This is a genomic window from Coleofasciculus sp. FACHB-542, from assembly GCF_014695825.1.
Classification (GTDB): domain Bacteria; phylum Cyanobacteriota; class Cyanobacteriia; order Cyanobacteriales; family FACHB-T130; genus FACHB-T130.
This window is the reverse complement of the sequence record NZ_JACJPB010000023.1, coordinates 234,887-254,764: the sequence shown is the minus strand read 5'-3', so window position 1 is coordinate 254,764 and position 19,878 is coordinate 234,887. Positions and strand designations below refer to the sequence as shown.

Annotated in this window: 11 protein-coding genes; 4 read left to right on the top strand and 7 right to left on the bottom strand. The window is 46.9% G+C overall.

All coding sequences use genetic code 11. From position 1 onward, the window contains the following. Positions 1 to 152: 152 nt before the first annotated feature. The 5 genes from larE to fraC all read right to left on the bottom strand — a co-directional run bounded on the left by larE (position 153) and on the right by fraC (position 6,294). On the bottom strand, positions 153 to 971 hold the full coding sequence (gene larE, locus H6F52_RS07290; RefSeq protein ID WP_190533215.1) for an ATP-dependent sacrificial sulfur transferase LarE: 819 nt from the start codon (positions 969 to 971) through the stop codon (positions 153 to 155). Between the two features lie 297 nt (positions 972 to 1,268). After that, on the bottom strand, positions 1,269 to 3,545 hold the full coding sequence (locus H6F52_RS07285; protein WP_190533212.1) for a GAF domain-containing protein: 2,277 nt from the start codon (positions 3,543 to 3,545) through the stop codon (positions 1,269 to 1,271). Positions 3,546 to 3,655: 110 nt separating this feature from the next. Then, positions 3,656 to 4,483 carry an ABC transporter permease gene (locus H6F52_RS07280; RefSeq protein ID WP_190430431.1) on the bottom strand — a complete coding sequence of 276 codons (828 nt, stop codon included), beginning with the start codon at positions 4,481 to 4,483 and terminating at the stop codon, positions 3,656 to 3,658. 169 nt (positions 4,484 to 4,652) lie between these two features. Further along, on the bottom strand, positions 4,653 to 5,651 hold the full coding sequence (locus H6F52_RS07275) for a DUF5357 family protein (protein ID WP_190533209.1): 999 nt from the start codon (positions 5,649 to 5,651) through the stop codon (positions 4,653 to 4,655). A 106-nt stretch (positions 5,652 to 5,757) separates the two neighbouring features. Further along, entirely contained in the window at positions 5,758 to 6,294 is a 537-nt protein-coding gene (gene fraC / locus H6F52_RS07270) for a filament integrity protein FraC (protein ID WP_190430429.1), read from the bottom strand. Between the two features lie 368 nt (positions 6,295 to 6,662). On the opposite strand from fraC, the gene H6F52_RS07265 reads away from it, so the two are divergent. Both H6F52_RS07265 and H6F52_RS07260 read left to right on the top strand, forming a co-directional pair. Further along, entirely contained in the window at positions 6,663 to 7,808 is a 1,146-nt protein-coding gene (locus tag H6F52_RS07265; protein WP_190413257.1) for a cob(I)yrinic acid a,c-diamide adenosyltransferase, read from the top strand. A 242-nt stretch (positions 7,809 to 8,050) separates the two neighbouring features. Beyond that, positions 8,051 to 14,161: a CHAT domain-containing protein gene (locus H6F52_RS07260; protein ID WP_190533205.1), complete on the top strand. Its 6,111-nt coding sequence runs from the start codon at positions 8,051 to 8,053 to the stop codon at positions 14,159 to 14,161. Here H6F52_RS07260 and H6F52_RS07255 read toward each other — a convergent pair. Next, positions 14,136 to 14,354 carry a hypothetical protein gene (locus tag H6F52_RS07255; protein WP_190533201.1) on the bottom strand — a complete coding sequence of 73 codons (219 nt, stop codon included), beginning with the start codon at positions 14,352 to 14,354 and terminating at the stop codon, positions 14,136 to 14,138. The two genes, H6F52_RS07260 and H6F52_RS07255, sit on opposite strands and share 26 nt — an antisense overlap. 520 nt (positions 14,355 to 14,874) lie before the next feature. On the opposite strand from H6F52_RS07255, the gene H6F52_RS07250 reads away from it, so the two are divergent. Together H6F52_RS07250 and H6F52_RS07245 are read left to right on the top strand one after the other, a co-directional pair. Continuing rightward, positions 14,875 to 15,843 carry an Hpt domain-containing protein gene (locus tag H6F52_RS07250; protein WP_190432269.1) on the top strand — a complete coding sequence of 323 codons (969 nt, stop codon included), beginning with the start codon at positions 14,875 to 14,877 and terminating at the stop codon, positions 15,841 to 15,843. Between the two features lie 759 nt (positions 15,844 to 16,602). Next, positions 16,603 to 18,849 carry a PAS domain S-box protein gene (locus H6F52_RS07245; RefSeq protein ID WP_190533198.1) on the top strand — a complete coding sequence of 749 codons (2,247 nt, stop codon included), beginning with the start codon at positions 16,603 to 16,605 and terminating at the stop codon, positions 18,847 to 18,849. 235 nt (positions 18,850 to 19,084) lie between these two features. Here H6F52_RS07245 and hisA read toward each other — a convergent pair whose 3' ends face one another. Continuing rightward, positions 19,085 to 19,858, bottom strand: a complete 774-nt coding sequence (hisA, locus tag H6F52_RS07240) for a 1-(5-phosphoribosyl)-5-[(5-phosphoribosylamino)methylideneamino]imidazole-4-carboxamide isomerase (protein WP_190533194.1) — start codon at positions 19,856 to 19,858, stop codon at positions 19,085 to 19,087. Between the last annotated feature and the right edge of the window lie 20 nt (positions 19,859 to 19,878).

The window sequence follows — 19,878 nt, the reverse complement described above, 5'->3', positions numbered from 1 at the left end:
GTATTAAAACCTAATTTAGTTGCTAGAAGCGATCGCAACTTTTGAGAGGATGGGGGATCGTAATCTCGATCGGCGTTGAGGGGGTAGACACGTCCCCATCCCCTAGAATCTATTTAACTTTGTACAACTTAACTTTGTACAACGCCAGAATTTTAGGCTTTTACTGCCAGCGGTAACACCTGATTGAGTTTGCCACTGCGGTAGCCTTCTAAATCGAGGGTGACGTAAATAAAGCCGAATTCTTGAAAGGCGGAAACCAGGGTGGATAAATCGGTGGTAAGAACAAATTCTTTAATTTGTTCTGACGGTAACTCAATTCTGGCGGTGTCACCTTCGGAACGAACGCGGAGATTTTTTAATCCTAATTTACGCAGATAGATTTCTGCGCGTCCGACTCGTTGCAGCTTGCTGACGGTGATTTCTTCGCCGTAGGGGAAGCGGGAACTTAGGCAAGGTTGGGCGGGTTTATCCCACCAGGAAAGTCCGAGGTGTTGAGAAAGTTGGCGGACTTCAGCTTTGGTAATGCCTAATTCTGCTAAAGGCGATCGCGCACCCCTCTCTTTTGCCGCTTGAATTCCCGGACGATAATCCCCCAAATCGTCGGCGTTCACGCCATCTACAACATAGGGATAACCCAGTTGAAGTGCCAGGGGTTTAAGGTTGTCGTGAAGTTCGCTTTTACAAAAATAGCAACGGTTGACAGGATTCGAGGTGTAATTAGGATTGTCCATTTCGTGCGTCTGTATCACTTGATGGGCAATTCCAATCGCTGCTGCTTGGATTTGGGCGTCTTCGAGTTCTTCTGGGAGGAGGGAGGGAGAAACGGCGGTAACGGCTAAAGCGCGATCGCCCAAAACGTCGTAAGCTATCTTGGCAACCAAGGTACTATCGACGCCCCCAGAATAGGCAATTAATGCCCGATCCATTTCTGCAAAGAGGGTTTTTAGTTGCTCAAGTTTCTGCTGTATCATGGTTTGTTTAAAATCGAATCACAGAGGACGCAAAGGTGCTTAAGGTGCTTCAGGCGCTTCCGGTGCAGAGGAGATGGGGAGAAGTTTTTCATCCTTCCCTCAGTCCTCAGTCCTAAATCCTCAGCACTCTCCAAATGGTGCAGAGGAGATGCGGAGAAGTTTTTCATCCTTCCCTCAGTCCTCAGTCCTAAGTCCTCAGCACTCTCCAAATGGTGCAGAGGAGATGGGGAGAAGTTTTTCATCCTTCCCTCAGTCCTCAGTCCTAAGTCCTCAGCACTCTCCAGATCGTAACGAATTTCAAGCTTTATTCAATTCGTCTGGTGGCTGGATCGGTAAGTGTAAAGTAAAGCAGCTGCCTTGTCCCAGTTCTGAATCTACGGTGATATTGCCGCCATGAAGGAATGCCAGTTTGCGGGATAAAGCTAAGCCGAGACCCGTTCCTTCATATTGACGATTTAAACCACTATCTATCTGTAGGAACGGTTCAAAGAGGGTGGCATGATTGGCTTTGGCGATGCCAATTCCGGTGTCAATCACTGAAAATAAGATAGTGTCTGCGGTTTTTTCCACTTTTAGCGTAACTGAGCCAAAGTGTGTAAATTTCACCGCATTAGAGAGCAGGTTGACTAAAATCTGCCTCAAGCGGTGATGGTCGCCTAGGCAGGTGGCGATGTCTGGGGCAATATCTACAATTAATTGCAATCCTTTCTTTTGCGCCTGTTCGCGCACGGCGGAAACGGACGCCTGACAAACTTCCTCCACTAACAGGATTTCTAGGCTGAATTCTTCTCGACCGGCATCAATCATGGATAAATCTAAAAGGTCGTTAATCAATTCCAATAAATGTTCGCCACCGGATGTAATGGAAGTGAGGTATTCTTGCTGTTTGTCATTGAGCGGTCCCACGATTTGATCGACTAGCAAGCGAGAAAGCCCCAAAATGCTAGTTAGAGGGGTTCGCAGTTCGTGGCTCATCGTAGCGATAAATTCGCTTTTGGCACGATTCGCGGCTTCTGAGAGTTGTTTTTCTTGCTCTAATTGTTGGGTACGTTCTTTGACAAGTTGCTCGCTTGCTTCATAGCTTTGGGCATTGTAAAGCGCGATCGCCACTTGGTCAGCAATTCTTTCGAGAAGGTGAATTTCGTCTTCGGTGAAAGTTCGGTAACGGGTTGTGGATTGTAACGAAATGCCACCAAAAATCTGACCGCGAATAAAAATTGGCACTCTTACCATAGACAGGATTTGTAGCTGCCGAATTTGCTCTTCGCGGTTGGGAGAAGAGGGGATGTCTGCAATTTTGGGGGCATGAAAAACTTGATGAACCGAATAGTTAGAGGAAGGAGCTAATACATCGGGGTTTTCCGATCTAGGAAATTTGAGGTTCAAGACGGAAACCACTTGTTCGCTGACTCGCCATTCTTTGAGAATCTTAATTTCCTCTGGTTCTAAGGCAAAGATAGCGACTCGCTCAACGCCGAAGAACTCTCCAGTTAGATTCACAATTTCCTGCAAAATATATTGTGGATCGAGGCTGGAATTTAAGCTCTGACAGATATTATTTAACAATCGCTCCCGCGTTGCTTGTTGTTGAACTTGAGCGAACAGCTGCGCTTGGTGGATGGCGATCGCGCATTGATTCGCGATCGCACTTACCAAAGCGATTTCATCTTCTGTCCATTGCCGTTCGCTAACACATTGATGCAGGCTAATCCCCCCCACCAAGGATTGCTGATACAACATCGGCATCGTCAGCATGGAGCAAACTTCATACTCTCTGGCTAATTCTTGCAGTTTGAGTGGGATGCGGTCGTCAATTTGGTTGAATATCAGCGGCTCACCTTGAGCAAGGGAGGAATGGTAATAGGAGTAGAAGCCGCAATAGACGCCAATCAGGCTCTGCCTTTGAGGGGTAGATTCGCTAGCAAGGCAAGCCTGCATTTGTTGATTGGGATCGGGCAGAAAAATTAGACACCGACTGAGGTTGAGCGCTTCGTGCAGCAAATTGACGGTGGTTTGCAGCACTTCCTCCAGAACCAGCGTTTCTCGCATTGCTTGCACAATGCGGTTGATAATTGCCTCTCGCTGAGCTTGCTGCTGAATTTTGACAATGCGATCGCGCTCGATTCGGTGTTGTTCAAATTCGTGGAGCGATCGCATCAAAATCTCTGGCAGATGTTTCATCTGTTCTGAGCCAACATCGGCGATTTCAGCTTCCGGCGCGATCGCAATCAAAGGAATAAACTGCCCGGATTGTTGGACTAACTCCAATGCTTCTAAAGAGCTTGGGGCATCTGTGAGGGGGTGAGAAGGGGAATTTTCTAGTTTTCCCTGCCTCCCAGCCTTCCTATCTGTCATTGAGCTAGCATCCCCGCTCCGCTGCACTGACAACACTGCATCGTAGGTGTTTTGCTGCAATTGTTCTCGACAAGCGGCAGATGTAGCGGCAATTTCGTAAGTAAAATCAATATCTGCTTCCCGCAGTGGATTTGTAATCAGCCCGACATCCGCGCTTGAAGCTATCACGATCAAGAGGCGGAGGGCATCTGGGGACGGAGCTTGTTGCAGTTGTGGCATCACGAGGCGAAGTACGAGCTGGAAACAAGGAGTAACGGACGAAGGATTAGGGACGGGTTTGCTTCTTTTACTTTCGCGCTTCTTCTAGCTAGTTTGTATCGCGAGGCAGCTCAAAACTCACGTCGCGAAAAAATTATGATAGCGATCGCTAAGAGGAGGACGGTATACACCAAACCATACAAAGCATCGGTTAGGAGCGCCGAGGAAGAAGGCAAAAGACCATAAACCGCCTGATTTTTGAGGTCTAGCCGAGATAAATCTGGCAGTACCACATATAAAGCATTTACGATCCGTTCGATGTCTACATTCCGACTTAATTTTCCCAGCTCTACTAAATCTCGGCTGGAATGTCCCATCAAATACACTGCAAATGTAAACAAGGTCGCTAACAGCGAACTTGTAAAGACGCCAAACATCAACGCGACAGCAGTCAGTAAAGATAGCTTAAAAAACAAGTACAGCGCCGAAATCAGAATGCTACCTAGCGGGTAAGAAATCTTACTTAAACTGAGGATGCCAAGATAAATTGCCGTCATCGCTGCGATCGAGACGCCTAAAACGGCTGATAGCCCCAGATGTTTGCCAATAATAAATTCGGCGCGACTGAGCGGTTTGGGAATTAACACTAAGACAGTGCGCTTTTCGATTTCTTTATTAATCAATCCAGTCCCGACAAATACAGCAACAATGGTTCCCAGTACATCCATTGCTGCTAATCCAACATCTTTAAGAATTTTATCTTCTGTTGTTGCTGCCACTTCCGGCAACAGCCGCCACGCCACCACCATTAACAGCGCAAACAAACCGATGATATAGAGAACGCGATCGCGGATGACTTCCCGAAACCCATTCACTGCGATCGCCCAAATTCTCTTTAAACTCTCGATCGCTGCCCGAAACACATTTATTTTCCTCGATTTTACTGTGCTTAAACTCATCGTCCTTCTAAATCATCATTGATGATTTCTCTCAACGATTTATATTTTATCCTTGGCACGAATAAAAAATAACTCTTTTGTTACTAATAGTTAATTCTTTATGCGATCAACTATCTTCCCCGAGCAGCCACTTCCTAGCTCTATTGATAAGTTTTAGAGAGAGTCTTCATCATTCATAGCTTTTTAGTTCGCTGATAGGCTGACAATTGACTTGTGCAACCGCAATATTTTGTGCTGCTGTCTGGCTAGGCGTCGTCCTTGCTCCAGTTACTATTGGTTGATAGCTTTGAGTAATTTGACAGTTTTTTTCCACATAATATGCTTCGGTTTGCGAACGAGGACCTTGCCAAATTGCGCGTAATTGTAAATTGTATCCTGAGTTAATCGAACCAATATTATAGGTATAACGCCACCAAAAATCTTCTTCCACAAGCGGAATTTTTTTTGCGGCTTCTGCCCGAAGTGCTTCTATACGCGGTTGTGGTTCTAGCAGCCATCGCTCCACTTCCGACCAAGGTTTATTTTCTAATTCTTGTACGATCAAGGGTTCCATAAATTCTAAAATAACCGTACCTCTAAGAGTCCTTGTTGATTGAGATGCTGATTGGGATACCATCGTGGTTTTCCCAAAATGATCCGACAGCAAGGTAGGATATTGTTCTAACCAATCTTGACTAATAAAATAAAATTGAATCCAGCAGCTAATTACCATATTGCTGCCAATCAAAATAACACTTCTTTGACGAAATTGCAGCGCCGGTACTTTTAATCTAAATCTTTCATCAAAAAAGGTTGGAAACACAGCAATCACTGATGAAAGCGTAGGCCAAACTATTAAAGCAATCGGTGGGATACTCCCAGTCCAATCGCCAAATAAAAACATACAGATTAAGGCACCCGTAATCCAAGGACCAATCGGAATACCCCAAATTTTTATTGGATTCTCTGTTGTAGCCCAGCTCACTCCAATAATTAAAAATAACCAACCGCAATGAGTGATAATATCATGTACTAAGTCAGTTGCAAAAAATGACATCACCCAAGAAAAGAAACTGAGATAAATAAACGTTTTCCAGGAATAAGCACGGGAAGGAGCTAGGGATTTCCATAATACTTTAAAAGTATTGATTAAGTATTTGAAAATAAAAAAGTCAAGAATTGATGCCATATTCTTTGTAAGTCTTTATTAAGTTAAGCCTAACTTGATAAATTGGTCGCAACTAAAATTTAAATTCATCTATCAAAAGATGATTAACTCAAAAAATGTTTGTAGTTTAACTAAATTGAGTCCGAATAAATAGAAGCAACACGAATCCCCCAAAACTGTAGATATTAGCCTGAAAAATAGTATTAGTTAAAAGAGGGTTGGAATTAAAAGTAAGAAGTCGAAAATCTTGTAGGTTAAACTTTTCTTGGTTTTGTCTTTCCCCATAAGACGGTGTTTCCAGTAACATTTGTAAAAGTTCTAATCCTTTTAGTTTAACGATAAAGGTGGCAAAGAAGACAACAAAGCCACTTAAGATTAGTTCTGTTACAATATTGGACGACTGAGCAAATGGAAAGAATCGATCAAAAAAGATATAACTGATTAACTGAGATTTCAGTGACCGGGGAAGCCAAGGATGTACATAAAAGAAAACTACCCAACCCAAAATTGTTGAAAATAAATTAATCGAAATGGCATAGTCAATGCTTCTTCTTTGGCTAAGATTTAATTGTCGGTATAAAATGAATGATTCAATTGCAATTCCAACCAACAGCAATAAAAATTGAAATAAAATCGTTTGAAGCGGGAAAACATTTGCAAGCATAAGGTTGTCTCTCTGACACCTGTTTAATTAAGTTTAAACGTAAATTTTGATGTTGTTGATGGCAGCTTGTTCTTTACTTCTATTATCCTGCGAATTTGGGAATATCAAGAAACCTTTTATGTAAAGAAAGCATATTTGAAATACTCATAAATTAAGTAGAGGGGTGGGTAGTTTAGCGCGAGAAATAACTCAGTAGAAGAGAAAAAAGAACTGACAACTGAATGATGGATAATTGAGTCCCTATCCCCTACTACCTATTCCTAGTCTCAACTTTAGCTTTTGTGGAACGGCTACTCTTGATTCTTTTCACTTTACCCTTCTAAGCTGCTATTGTTAACAGTTTGTGACAGCTAAGATTCATGAGAATTATGAGTAGAATGGGGATCGGCATTCGCACGGCTCAAGTGCGTTCTGAGCGTCTCGTCGGTCAGATTCATGTTTACGATGGGGCAGGGAAGGGAAAGTCCCAGGCGGCGCTGGGCGTGGTGTTACGCTCAATTGGGCTGGGAATTAATACTGATTTAGCAACGAGAGTGCTGCTGTTGCGGTTTCTCAAAGGACCGGGACGCTCCTACGATGAAGATGGGGCGATCGCTGCCTTGCAACAAGGCTTCCCTCACTTGATTGACCAAGTTCGCACAGGGCGGTCAGAATTTTTTGGTGCGGAGGAAATAACGCGCTTTGACCGACAGGAGGCGCAGCGCGGTTGGGATGTGGCAAAAGGCGCGATCGCATCTGACCTCTATTCTGTCCTAGTTCTGGACGAACTGAACCCGTTACTGGACTTGGGTTTGTTGCCAGTGGAGGAAGTGGTTCGGACGCTCAAGCATAAACCGCAGGAGTTGGAAGTAATTGTTACAGGTCGGGCTGCCCCCCAACAACTGCTAGAAATTGCGGATTTGCACTCTGAGATGAAGCCGCACCACCCGATTACCGAAGGTAGGGACGGGGTTTCCCTGCCTTTACAAGGGATAGAAATCTACACGGGTGCTGGTAAAGGCAAGTCTACCAGTGCATTGGGTAAAGCATTGCAGGCGATTGGGCGCGGGATTAGTCAGGATCAGTCGCACCGAGTGCTGATTATGCAGTGGCTCAAAGGTGGGACTGGATATACTGAGGATGCCGCGATCGCAGCTTTGCAACAAAGTTACCCAAACTTAGTCGATCATCAGCGCTGCGGACAAGATGCGATTGTCTGGCGCGGACAACAGCAAGAACTAGATTATGTGGAAGCTGAACGCGGTTGGGAGATTGCTAGGGCAGCGATCGCGTCTGGGCTTTATAAGACAATTATCTTAGACGAACTCAATCCCACGGTTGACTTAGAACTGCTGGATCAACAACCAATCGTAGACGCACTGCTACGCAAACCCCGCGACACGGAAGTGATTATCACGGGGCGCTGTCTAAATCGTCCGGCGTATTTTGACCTTGCCAGCGTCCATTCAGAGATGATTTGCCATAAGCATTACGCTGACAGAGGGGTGGACTTGAAGCGTGGCGTAGATTTTTAGAGTTTCAGCGATCGATCGATACAAATGTAACCTGCTCCCGGCAGGTTTCGTTTGTGTGCTTGCTGTCGCTGTACGGTTTCAACCGCCCGCCCGGAGCATGATGTGAGGCAAATCTCTAGAAGGAATTGTATAAAGAAGTTCACCAATGCAACTATCCATAGGAGTATTCTAGAAAAGAAAATAATTTAGTTAGCACTCGCATGACTTTCGGCAACGAGAGTTAACACCTCCGGAGTCTTCCCATGTTCGTACCCATTTCCCTAGTCATCACGGCATACAACCGGGAACTTTATCTTGCTGCCACGATTGAAAGTATTCTGGCGCAGACTAGGCAAGACTTTGAGCTACTGGTGTGGGATGACGGTTCTACAGATAGAACTGTAGAAATTGCCCGTGAATACGAAGCCCGCGATCGCAGAGTTCGGGTAGTTGCAGCAGAACATCAAGGACGAGTCAGCGCCTTGCAAGCAGCGATCGCGCAAACCACCGGCACCTACATCGGTTTGGTAGATAGTGACGATTTGCTTGCGCCCACAGCAGTGCAAGAGACAGCAGCTGTGCTGGAGGTGAACCCGGAGGTAGGTTTTGTCTACACCGACTACATCGACATCGACCAAAGCGGCAAAGTCATCGACTACGGGAAGCGCTGTCGCATCCCCTACTCCAAAGAGCGGCTTTTGCTCGATTTTATGACCTTTCACTTCCGGTTGATGCGTCGCAGTTTCTTCGACCAAGTGGGGGGAATCGAAGAGTCCTTCGACTACGTTGAAGACTACGATCTGTGCCTAAAGCTGTCAGAAGTTGCCGAAGTGCGGCATATCAACAAGCCACTTTATTACTATCGTTGCCATCAGGCGAGTGACTCGCACACCTATACCAAGCAACAGGCGAAAAACGCCTGCAAAGCGATCGCACGGGCACTCCAAAGGAGAGGATTAAGCGATCGCTTCTCTGTAAAACTGCACATCCTCAGCCATTTCCCTTTCAACTCTAAAGTCCTATTATTTCGCAAAAAGCAATCAATCCTCGATTACCAATTCTCAATTACTAATTCTCGATTACCGATTGCTAAAAACATCGCCTCTTGCCTTCTCGCCCTCACCTGTAGCCTTTCTCCAACTTTTGCCCAAGCACAATCAATTACCACCGCACCTGACGGCACCAACACCAATGTCACCACCTCTGGCAATCAATTCAATATTACTGGTGGAAAACTTTCAGCCGATGGAGGAAATCTCTTCCACAGCTTCAACGAATTTGGCTTAGAACAAAATCAAATTGCCAACTTTCTTTCTAACCCATCTATCCACAATATTTTGGGTCGCGTCACGAGTGGAAACCCTTCTATTATTAACGGACTTATCCAAGTTTCCGGCAGCAACTCCACCAACTTATACTTGATGAACCCGGCTGGCATTGTGTTTGGTTCGGGTGCCACTTTGAACGTACCAGGAAGCTTCACCGCCACCACCGCCACCGGAATAGGGATTGGTGACAATTGGTTCAATGCCTTCGATCCTAATAACTACGCCAACTTGGTAGGCACGCCCAATCTCTTTGCCTTTACCACATCCCAGCCGGGTAGCATTATCAACGCTGGGAATTTAACGGTGGGAGAGGGAAAAAATCTCACTCTTATCGGCGGAACTGTCGTCAACACCGGAGAACTCAAAGCACCAGCAGGTAATATCACCGTAGCCGCCGTACCGGGCAAGAAGACGGTACAGATTTCGCAAGCGGGAAACGTGCTGAGTTTAGAAATTCAGCCATCCGTCTTACCTTCCAGCTTTAATGCCCAGTTATCAAATCCTCCCTCACTGCCGCAATTACTCTCCGGTGGAGGTGTCGCCAATGCCACCAAAATGACCGTCAACAGTGCGGGACAAGTGGTGCTAAGCGGATCGGGTATTACCATTCCCACAGAACCGGGAACTGCAATTGTCTCCGGGAAGCTGGATACCTCTAACACTCAAGTTGGTATTGGCGGCGCAGTAGCTGTACTAGGTAATCAAGTTGGTTTAGTCGAGAACGCCAGTGTGAATGCCTCCGGAGATGCAGGCGGCGGTCAAGTATTGATTGGCGGAGATTATCTGGGGAAAGGTAGCGTACCCAATGCTGCTTTCACCTTTGTCGGCGCAGATGTGACACTCAATGCCGATGCCATTACTAATGGCAATGGCGGTAAAGTCATTGTCTGGTCAGATCAAGCCACTCGTACCTATGGCACCATTAGTGCCCGTGGCGGCGCACAAGGCGGTAACGGCGGGTTTATCGAAACTTCTGGTAAAGTTTACCTGGATGTCACCAAAGCTGCGGATGCAAGTGCCCCTAAAGGTCTTCCCGGCACTTGGTTGCTCGATCCTCGTAACGTTATAATTGCCGCAGCTCCAACCAGTAACGGTATTTTTAACAGTATTTTTAGTGGAGGATTTTTTGAAAATATTTTCACTCCCACTGGTGATGACGCAGTAGTTAATAAGGCAACTATTGAGAGTTCGCTGAATGGAGGAACCAACGTCACTATCACGACGGGAACTACAGGTATTCAGGAGGGTAACATTACTCTACTGCCTGGGGTAAATATTGGTGCAGGATATTCTTTTGGCACTGTCACTCTCACCCTGGAAGCAGCCAATAACATTACCCTCAATGGCTCAATCACCGGCACTGGTTTTGGGCTGAATGTAGTGCTTCAGGGTCAAGGTGGTGCGGGAAGTCGAGCCAACAATGTAACAATTAATGCTCCCATTAATACGGGTCGCGGTAACTTCAGTAGCCTGAGCAACACTTTCAACAGTAGCGCGACTACCATTACCACCCAAGGCGGGAATATCAACATTGATGCTACTGGCAACATTACTACAGGCATCCTCAACGCCAGTTCTACTTTTTTTAATGGTGGAAATATTGCTCTGATAACGAGCGCAGGTGGCAAGATCGCAATTGGAGGCGATCTCAATTCCTCTGGCGGCGCTTATGGTTCCGGAAATAACATCACTCTTTCTGGCGATGTCTTGCTCAGTAACAATGCCACATTCACCACAATCGGTGGTACTGGTTATGGGGACGGTGACATCGAAATCGCCGGAACAGTCAATGGCACGGGTGCAGGTGGTCAAAATCTGACGCTGAATGCAGACACGGGTAACATTACATTCGGGAACGCTGTCGGCAACATTACACCTATTAGCAATTTGAGCGTCAATAGTGCCTCCAATGTCACCCTGAATGGCAACGTCACTACAAGCAGCGGCAGCACCATCAGTTTCAATACTCCGGTGACGCTGAACAACAATGCAACCCTAACCGCAGACGAGATTAACTTTAATGGGGCAGTCAGCGGTGCGGGACACCAAATTGGACTGGCACCCGCAACGGCATCGAAAAATATTCAGGTTGGGAATGCAACTCCTGTAACCGATAGTTTGAATCTGACGGCTGCAAAGTTGGGACAATTGCAAGATGGCTTTAGCGCTATTACGATTGGACGCTTGGATGGCAGTGGTGCGATTACGATTGATAGTGTGGGTGTCACCTTCAAAGATCCTGTTACCGTTCAAGCACCCTCTGGCTCAGTGGCGGTTAATGGAGCCATTACAGGCACGGGGGATGCCTCCATCACCCTTGATGCTGGATTAACCTCCCTTAACGCAGATATCACTACCGCCGATCAAAACATCACTATCAACGGCGATACAGTTCTCGCTAAAGACATTACCCTCAGTACAGGAAATCAAGCGGGTGGTGATATTAATCTCGGTGGTAAGACAAACGGAACGGGCGCAGGCGGTCAAAACCTCACCCTAACTGCCGGTACGGGCAGCATTGAAATCGCTGATGCAGTGGGCAACAGCACCTCCATCGGAGCCTTAACTGCTAACACCAGTGGCTTCACTAGCTTGGATGACAGTGTCAATGCAGCCAGCGTGACGATACAGGGGAGTAGCGTCATCGGCGGGAATGTTACCACCAGCGGAATTCAAAACTATGGCGGCGATGTTTACCTCGTCGGTCAAAACCCGATAGAAATCAGCAGTAGCGCTGGCTCGATTACCTTTGGCGGTATCCTCGCTAATAGCGGCAATGCTACCGACCTAACCATCAGTGTCAGCAGTGATGTCACTTTCCAGGATGCAGTGGGAGGAAATGGTTATTTTCTAGATAATCTGACAGTAAATAGCGGCAACAATGTCATCGCAAAAGATATTACGGCTACCGGGATTAAAATAACAGCGAACAATAGTATCAGTACAGGTTCGCTCAATACTAGCCAGCCGACGGGAAATGGGGGCGCGATCGCTCTTACTGCTAAAAACAACCTTGCCACTGCTAACATCGACTCTCATTCTGATAATGGGGTTGGCGGAAATATTACCCTCATCAGCCAAACAGCCGCGATAAAAACCGGAAATCTAACCGCCTCAGGCACCACGAAAGGCGGGAATATCTTTGTATCCGCCATTGACAGCATTACAACGCTGGGAATTAATTCCAGCGCTAGCTTCGGAGATGCTGGTAATGTCATCCTTGACCCCGAAAACGACATTCAAGTTAGCTTCATTAATGCCCAAGGCGGAACGGGAGGCAAAGGGGGCATCGTTGACATTACCACCGAAAGTCTGTTTCGAGCTACGGGTACCTTCACTGACCAAAATGGGCAAAAAGCAAGTATTTCCGCCGCTGGGGGTGCTGGTGAAGGTTCCATCATCCTGCGCCACGGAGGCGGTTCCAAAAACGTTCCCTTCGTTGTCGGCAACGCTAGTAATAACGGCACAGCCGGAGTATTAACAACTGGGTCAGGCAATACAATTGCTTCAGGATCTTTCCCCGGCAGCTATACTCAGGGCAAGATTCAGCTCATTACTGCCGATCAAGCCGATCAACCTGATACACCGTCTTCACCGATTCCCCTGCCAGAGGAAATCAAGCCTCCACAGGAAACGCTAACGCCCCAATTGTCGGTGTCTGCCAGTTCGGCTCTCGCGGAAGTTGACACCTTGTTCGCTGACCTAGACGAACCGTTCACGCGCCAGTTTGAGCAATATTTTAGTGGAAGTGCGGATACTCCGATTAGAACCCTCACCGAAGCCCGCGATATTCTTCAAAACATTGAAAAATCGACTGGGGTAAAACCGGCACTTATCTACATCACTTTTGTTCCTGCCACGGCGGCACCTCCTTCAGCTACCGATAAGACTCTATTACCTGCAACATCGCCAGAATCAGACATCCTTTGGCAGTTTAATCCCCAAGGCTTTGCCCTCAGCCAAGCATCCCCGCAACCCGCCGCTACTCCCGCTACCAGTCCTCCCGCCCAAGACAATGACCAACTCGAATTAGTCGTCATCACTGCCAAGGGTCAACCAATTCGCAAACGGGTGCAGGGGACAACGCGCGAGGAAATTCTCACAGTCGCTAAACAATTCCGCAGCGAAGTTACTAACCTTAAAAAACCCAATGGCTACCTGGCACCATCTCAGGAACTTTATCAGTGGATGGTGGCACCTTTAGAAGCCGATTTACAAGCCAGAGGTATCCAAAATCTAGTATTTCTGATGGATACAGGTTTGCGATCGCTGCCAATGGCTGCCCTCCACAATGGTCAACAGTTCCTGGTGGAAAACTACAGCATCGGCATGATGCCCAGTCTCAGCCTCACCGATACCCGCTATGTGAGTATCAAAAACACTCAAGTTTTGGCAATGGGCGCGTCAAAGTTTACCGAACTGAATTCCTTACCAGCCGTGCCGATTGAATTATCTATCATCACTCCGACGCTGTGGTCGGGGAAATCTTTCCTCAACGAGAAATTTACGCTAGGAAATCTCAAGGCACAGCGTCAGCAACAGCCTTATGGAATTATCCACCTGGCGACGCATGGCGAATTTAAACCTGGGAAAATCGAAAACTCCTACATTCAGTTATGGGATACCAAGCTACGACTCAACCAGCTGCGCCAATTGGGCTGGAATGACCCGCCAGTGGAATTGTTGGTACTGAGTGCCTGTCGCACCGCACTGGGAGATGAACAAGCAGAGTTAGGCTTTGGGGGCATAGCAGTGCTGGCAGGGGTGAAATCAGTTGTAGCCAGTTTATGGTATGTCAGCGACGAGGGAACTCAAGGATTGATGGCGGACTTCTATGCCCAATTGAAGAAAGCCCCGATCAAGTCAGAAGCTTTACGGCAAGCGCAGATAGCAATGCTCAAGGGGCAGGTACGCTTGGAGGCGGGCGAACTGCGCCTCCCCACAGGAAACATCAAGCTGCCACCCGAACTCGCCAACCGGGGCGACACGCAGCTAACGCATCCTTATTACTGGGCAGCTTTCACGATGATTGGCAATCCTTGGTAAGAGAAGTAAGGGGTAAGGGCTGAGGGCTGGGGGCTGAGGACTGAGGACTGAGAACTGAGGACTGAGGACTGAGGGCTGAGGACTGAGGGCTGGGGGCTGGGGGCTGAGGACTGAGGACTGAGGGCTGGGGGCTGGGGGCTGAGGACTGAGGACTGAGGGCTGAGGACTGAGGCAGAGAAAATCGTACTTGCATTCAGCCCTTCGCATTCGTAACTGATTTGGAAACTCTATTTTTTTCTACGTTTCTATGCTTCCTATAGCCCAGACAGCGCACGACTAAGCGAATCCGCGCCGCTATCGGCTTCGCCAAAGGTTACGGGTTCGCCCTCCACGCACTGGTATCCTCTGGCAAAGACAAGGAAGGCGACAATCGAACCTGGTGACTTTAGCCCGTCAACAGGTAACTGTGAAGTGTTGTTTGTTTTAGAAGCCGCTGGTTCGCCTTTCAGCTTTTTGAAGCTTAGTTATAAAATACTTTCACGCAATGGCAAAATTAGCACTTGCTAATTTAAGTATTGCTACCAAGCTTTAAATTGGTGGTTTCGGCTATTTTAGGAACAGTCTCCAACGTATATCAAACTTAGCTGCGCTTCAACCTGAGGCGTGCCGACAGGAACAGGGGTAAACAGTGCCTAGTGGAAAAATCCACTGCCAGGAACGACTCCCCCATAACCAGGTGACTACACAAAATTGTTGTTTTGAGGAATGCTGCCGTGGAGTCGGGAAAGATTTTGGGCTTTTTCATCGAGGAGGCAAAAGAACACCTCGAAACCCTGGAAAAAGGGCTACTGGATTTGCGAGGCGTAATGGCAGATCAAGAAAGGATTAATGAAATGTTTCGCGCCGCCCATTCTGTCAAGGGAGGGGCAGCGATGCTGGGCTTCAACAGTATTCAAAAAGTTTCCCATCGGTTTGAGGATTGTTTCAAGCTCCTCAAGGAACATCCAGTCAATATCGATAACGATCTGGAGTCCATGTTTTTAGAAGGGTATGACACCCTTAAGCACTTAGTTGACCAGCTTCAGGGGCCATTTGGTCTCCGAGAAGAGGAAGGCGAGAAAATCGTACAAGCAGCAGAACCTAATTTTGTTAAGTTACAGGCACACCTTAACCACCTGCTTGGGGCGGCAGGAAGCGCTCCAGAAGCGAGCAAAACGTCAACTCCAGATATTTCTGCTCAGGTGACTGGGGTTCTAAAACAAATGTTGCCGCTGTTTAAACAAGCAGAAACACCCGCAAATCGTCAACAACTTTGCGCTTTGTGCAGTCGTCTCGTGCAGATGAGTGCTGAAATAAAAACCTGGCAAGTGCTGGTAAGAACTGCAAATCGAGCGATCGCTAATCCCAAAAATACTTATGCCACCTTGGCACCGATTGTAATTAAGGAACTCAAGCAGGCTAGCGATCTGTTGCCACACGGAAAAACTGACGCGATCGCGCCGAGTGCCAGTTTGCGGCTGTTGGCAGCTTCCCCTGAAGCAACTACAGCCCCAATTCCGCCGGCAAAGGTGGCAGTTGGGGAAGGGCCACCCAGCCCAACGGAGTCAAAACCCACTCCGACATCCATCAAACAAATCGCCGTGCCTGTAGAACCTAGGGCGGCGGCAAAGGTTTTGGCTCAAGTGTTTAATAAAGAGCAACTGCTGCTGCTAGCAAAGTTACTCCACCAAGCTTCTCGCTGATTCTCTCTACCACAAAACGCGGCTGTTGCACAAAGCAAGCGGCTACTTTTCCTTTGCTCAACCAGCTACAGAATCAATCGATGGGGCAGTACCCGAAGCACTGCCCCATCGTTTTTTTTGCAATTAGACGAACATTTATCATTAAGCTGTCTTTTGCAATTCAAAAAATAGGTATAAAAACTGCTTTTTCCTTTTACTTTAATTTTTGATTAGGTCAAAACTTTCAGTATGTTTGCGTGTAAAAAATAACGAATACTGACTGGCGAATAACCGATCAATCCTTAGGAATAGTCCTTGTGGTTAATTCCAGAGAACAACTAGCAACAATTTAGCTTTTTGGACATTAAGAAAAGACAAGTATTATTTAAATATTTAAAAATATATACAGAAACCTAAATATCCTATTCAATTTTTTAACCGAGTTTTAGGAAAACAACTCCTTTTAGGCCAGAAATTCTCATTACTTGTTAAAACTGATACCAATAGAGACTCAAAACCCTTAGCTACAGTGATTAGAGTGTAACTTTTAGAAAAAATAAGCATCTATCTATTTGTAGACAAACTTGTTAATGTGGTGGCTTCAAAGACTTAAATAAAATAGTCTGAAAGTTACGACTCAGGGTGTATGCAGCTCCACAGCTAGAAAGGCTATACCAGAGTAGAGACAAAAGGGTGTATCCAGTCCAACGGCTGAACGAGTTAACAAAGATTGCCATAATAAAAACTCCAGGTACTCAGCCAGTGCCTTGATTGAAAGCTATGCGAAGTTTACAAGCGAATCAGCAAGGCGCTGCCCAATCAGCGCCCAGGATGGATACCCTCCCTCAGGCACTTCTGAGCGAACTAGCAGTTGGCGTCTTGGTGATGGGAGCGCAGGGAGAAATACGCTTTACGAATCAGGCGACACTGGACTTGCTGGATTTAACAGCAGACCAGATGCTGGATCAAACGCCGCTCGATCCCGCTTGGCACGTCATCCAGGAGAATGGAACGCCATTTCAGATGAAACTCCACACGGCACCAGTCCGGGCAAAGCAAGCATTGTTGCTGCTTTCGACCCGACAATCGCTGCGAAACCTGGTGCTAGGGGTTTATAGACCGACAAAGCGCGATCGCATTTGGATATCTGTTAACACCGAACCGCAGTTAGATCCAGATGGTTGCGTCGAGCAAGTCGTCTGCACGCTGAGTGAAATCACCAACCACAAGGCAAGCGAACAATTTTCAAAAATCAATGAATGTTTTTCGGGTCTTGGTTCCGACCCGGATGAGAATATTAACCGCATCACGGCATCCGCAGGGGAATTACTAGGCGGTGCTTGGGCAGTCTACAATCGACTGCATCAAGGCTTACTGTGGTCTTGGGGTCAATGGCAGACGCCGTCGGAGTTCCTAAATGTAGGCGGTCCGGACGGACATCTCTGTTATGACGTGATTCAGCAGGGAAGCAACCAGCCCTATGTCGTTCAGGATTTACCCAACACCCCCTACGCACACAGAGATCCTTGGGTCATTCCTTACCAACTGCAAACCTACGTTGGACAAGCAGTTAGATGCGCGGGTGAATATATCGGCTCTCTTTGCGTGGTCTATCAGAACCAGTTTGTTCCCACAGAATCTGACAAGAAGCTGATCGGGATTATGGCTGCGGCGATCGGTGTAGAAGAGGAACGCAAGAGGGAAGCAGTGGTGTGGGCGCAAAACGAAGGGAAATGGCGATCGCTACTGCAAAACAGCTCCAATTTGATCACAATTTTGGAAGCGGACGGGACCATCAAATACGCAAGTCCTGCCATTGAGGGCATTTTAGGATACAAGCAAAAAGAATTAATTGGCAAAAATACCTTTGACCTTGTTCACCCAGAGGATGTTTCTTTAGTCAAAAACGATTTTCAAGGCGTCCTCGAAAATTCAACAACTGCTTTATCCATTGAGTTCCGATTTCAGCACAAAGATGGCTCGTGGCGTTATATCGAAGCAACCCACAGCAATCTGGTAATGGATGCGCCAGGGGTTCGCATTGTTGTGAACTCTCGTGACATTACCGATCGCAAACTGGCTGAGACAGCTTTAATTCAATCGGAAGCGCAACTGAGAGACAAAGCAGCCCAGTTGGAACAAGCCTTATACGAACTGCAACAAACTCAAAGTCAACTGGTACAAACAGAAAAAATGTCCAGTTTGGGGCAGTTAGTCGCCGGTGTTGCTCACGAAATTAACAACCCGGTTTCTTTTATCTACGGTAATCTTCCCTACGCGACGGAGTATACTCAAGACCTGCTGCACCTCGTTCACCTCTACCAGCAGGAATATCCACAACCAACACCTGCCATTCAAGAAGCAGCAGAAGCACTGGACATAGATTTCCTCAGTGAAGACCTTCCAAAACTGATGAATTCAATGCAAGTGGGAGCTGAACGTATTCGACAAATTGTGCTGAGCTTGAGGAACTTCTCTCGTCTAGATAAAGCGGCAAGAGAGCCTTTCGATCTTCACAATGGAATTGATAACACTTTACTTTTGTTACAACATCGCTTGAAGCCGAAAGCAGGACGCACCGAGATCCAGATAGTTAAAGAGTATGACAACCTGCCTCGTGTCGATTGCTATGCTGGGCAAATCAATCAGGTATTTATGAATATTCTGAGTAATGCGATTGATGCCCTAGAAGAGTCAATCATTAATGGTGAATGGTCAGTTGCCAGTAGAAAAACAACTGACATTCCTACTATCCGGATTCGCACCGAACTGGCAAATGACAATAAGGTGGTCATTCAGATTACTGATAATGGCCCTGGCATTCCATCTGAAGTGCAGCAACATATATTTGACCCTTTCTTTACTACTAAACCAGTCGGTCAAGGTACTGGCTTGGGGTTGTCAATCAGCTACCAGGTTGTTGTAGAAAAACACGGCGGCGTCTTGAAGTGTCAGTCAGCACCGGGAGAAGGAACGGAATTCTGTATCGAGTTGCCCGTAAATCTTCCCCAGCCGGAAGGAGTGTAGAAATTAGCGAATGGCACTTACTTAAGCATAAAAAGCTTAAACAGAAAAAGTAATTTGTTGATTGGGTTTTACTATGATTCGCCCAATCACTCGCTAAACTTACTAGATGTTAGTTTTCGTGCCTCAACCCAACCTCCGGGCTTATTATAGGCTAATTAACTAAACCTCTAGTTTTGGGGATAAAAAGAAGGAAATGTAGAGACGCGCAACTGCGCGTCTTTAGCTCGTTGAAGTGTCAAGCAAAAGTGGAAAAGCCCAAATCTGGCGGGACATCTTGAATACGTCCCGACCCTATCGCTTGCAGGGCTGCTTTGAGCGAAACATCACCTGTATAGAGGGCACGACCCACAATCACACCGCTAACTCCCAAAGGTTCGAGTGTTAGTAAACTCAACAAGTCAGTAATCGAACTAACACCGCCAGAGGCAATAATGGGGATGGAAATAGCGTTGGCGAGTTCTCTTAATGCCTCTAAATTAGGGCCAGAAAGCGTGCCATCTCGATGAATATCGGTGTAGATAATGGCAGCAACCCCTAATTGTTGCATTTGCTTAGCCAAGTCGATTGCCGCAACTTCAGACGTTTCTAACCAGCCTCTCGTGGCAACTCGTCCATTCCGAGCGTCAATTCCTACGATAATTTGCCCTGGAAATTCCTGGCAAAGTTCTTCGACCAGCTGGGGTTGTTCTACAGCTATGGTTCCCAAGATTACCTGCTTCACACCCATGTTTAGCAGCTGAGAGACCGAGCTTTTGTCGCGCAAGCCGCCCCCTACTTGGATTTCTCCCGGCACTACCTGTAAAATCGCCTCAATTGCCTGTCGGTTGACCAGTTGACCCGCCTTAGCACCGTCGAGGTCTACGATATGCAACCGGGTTGCCCCCTGTTCTACCCACTGTTTAGCAATATTAGCGGGGTTGTTATCAAAAACTTGCGATCGCGCATAGTCTCCCTGATATAACCGCACGCACCGACCTTCTAGCAAATCAATCGCTGGAATTACATTCATCTTCAGCTATTCAAATAGTC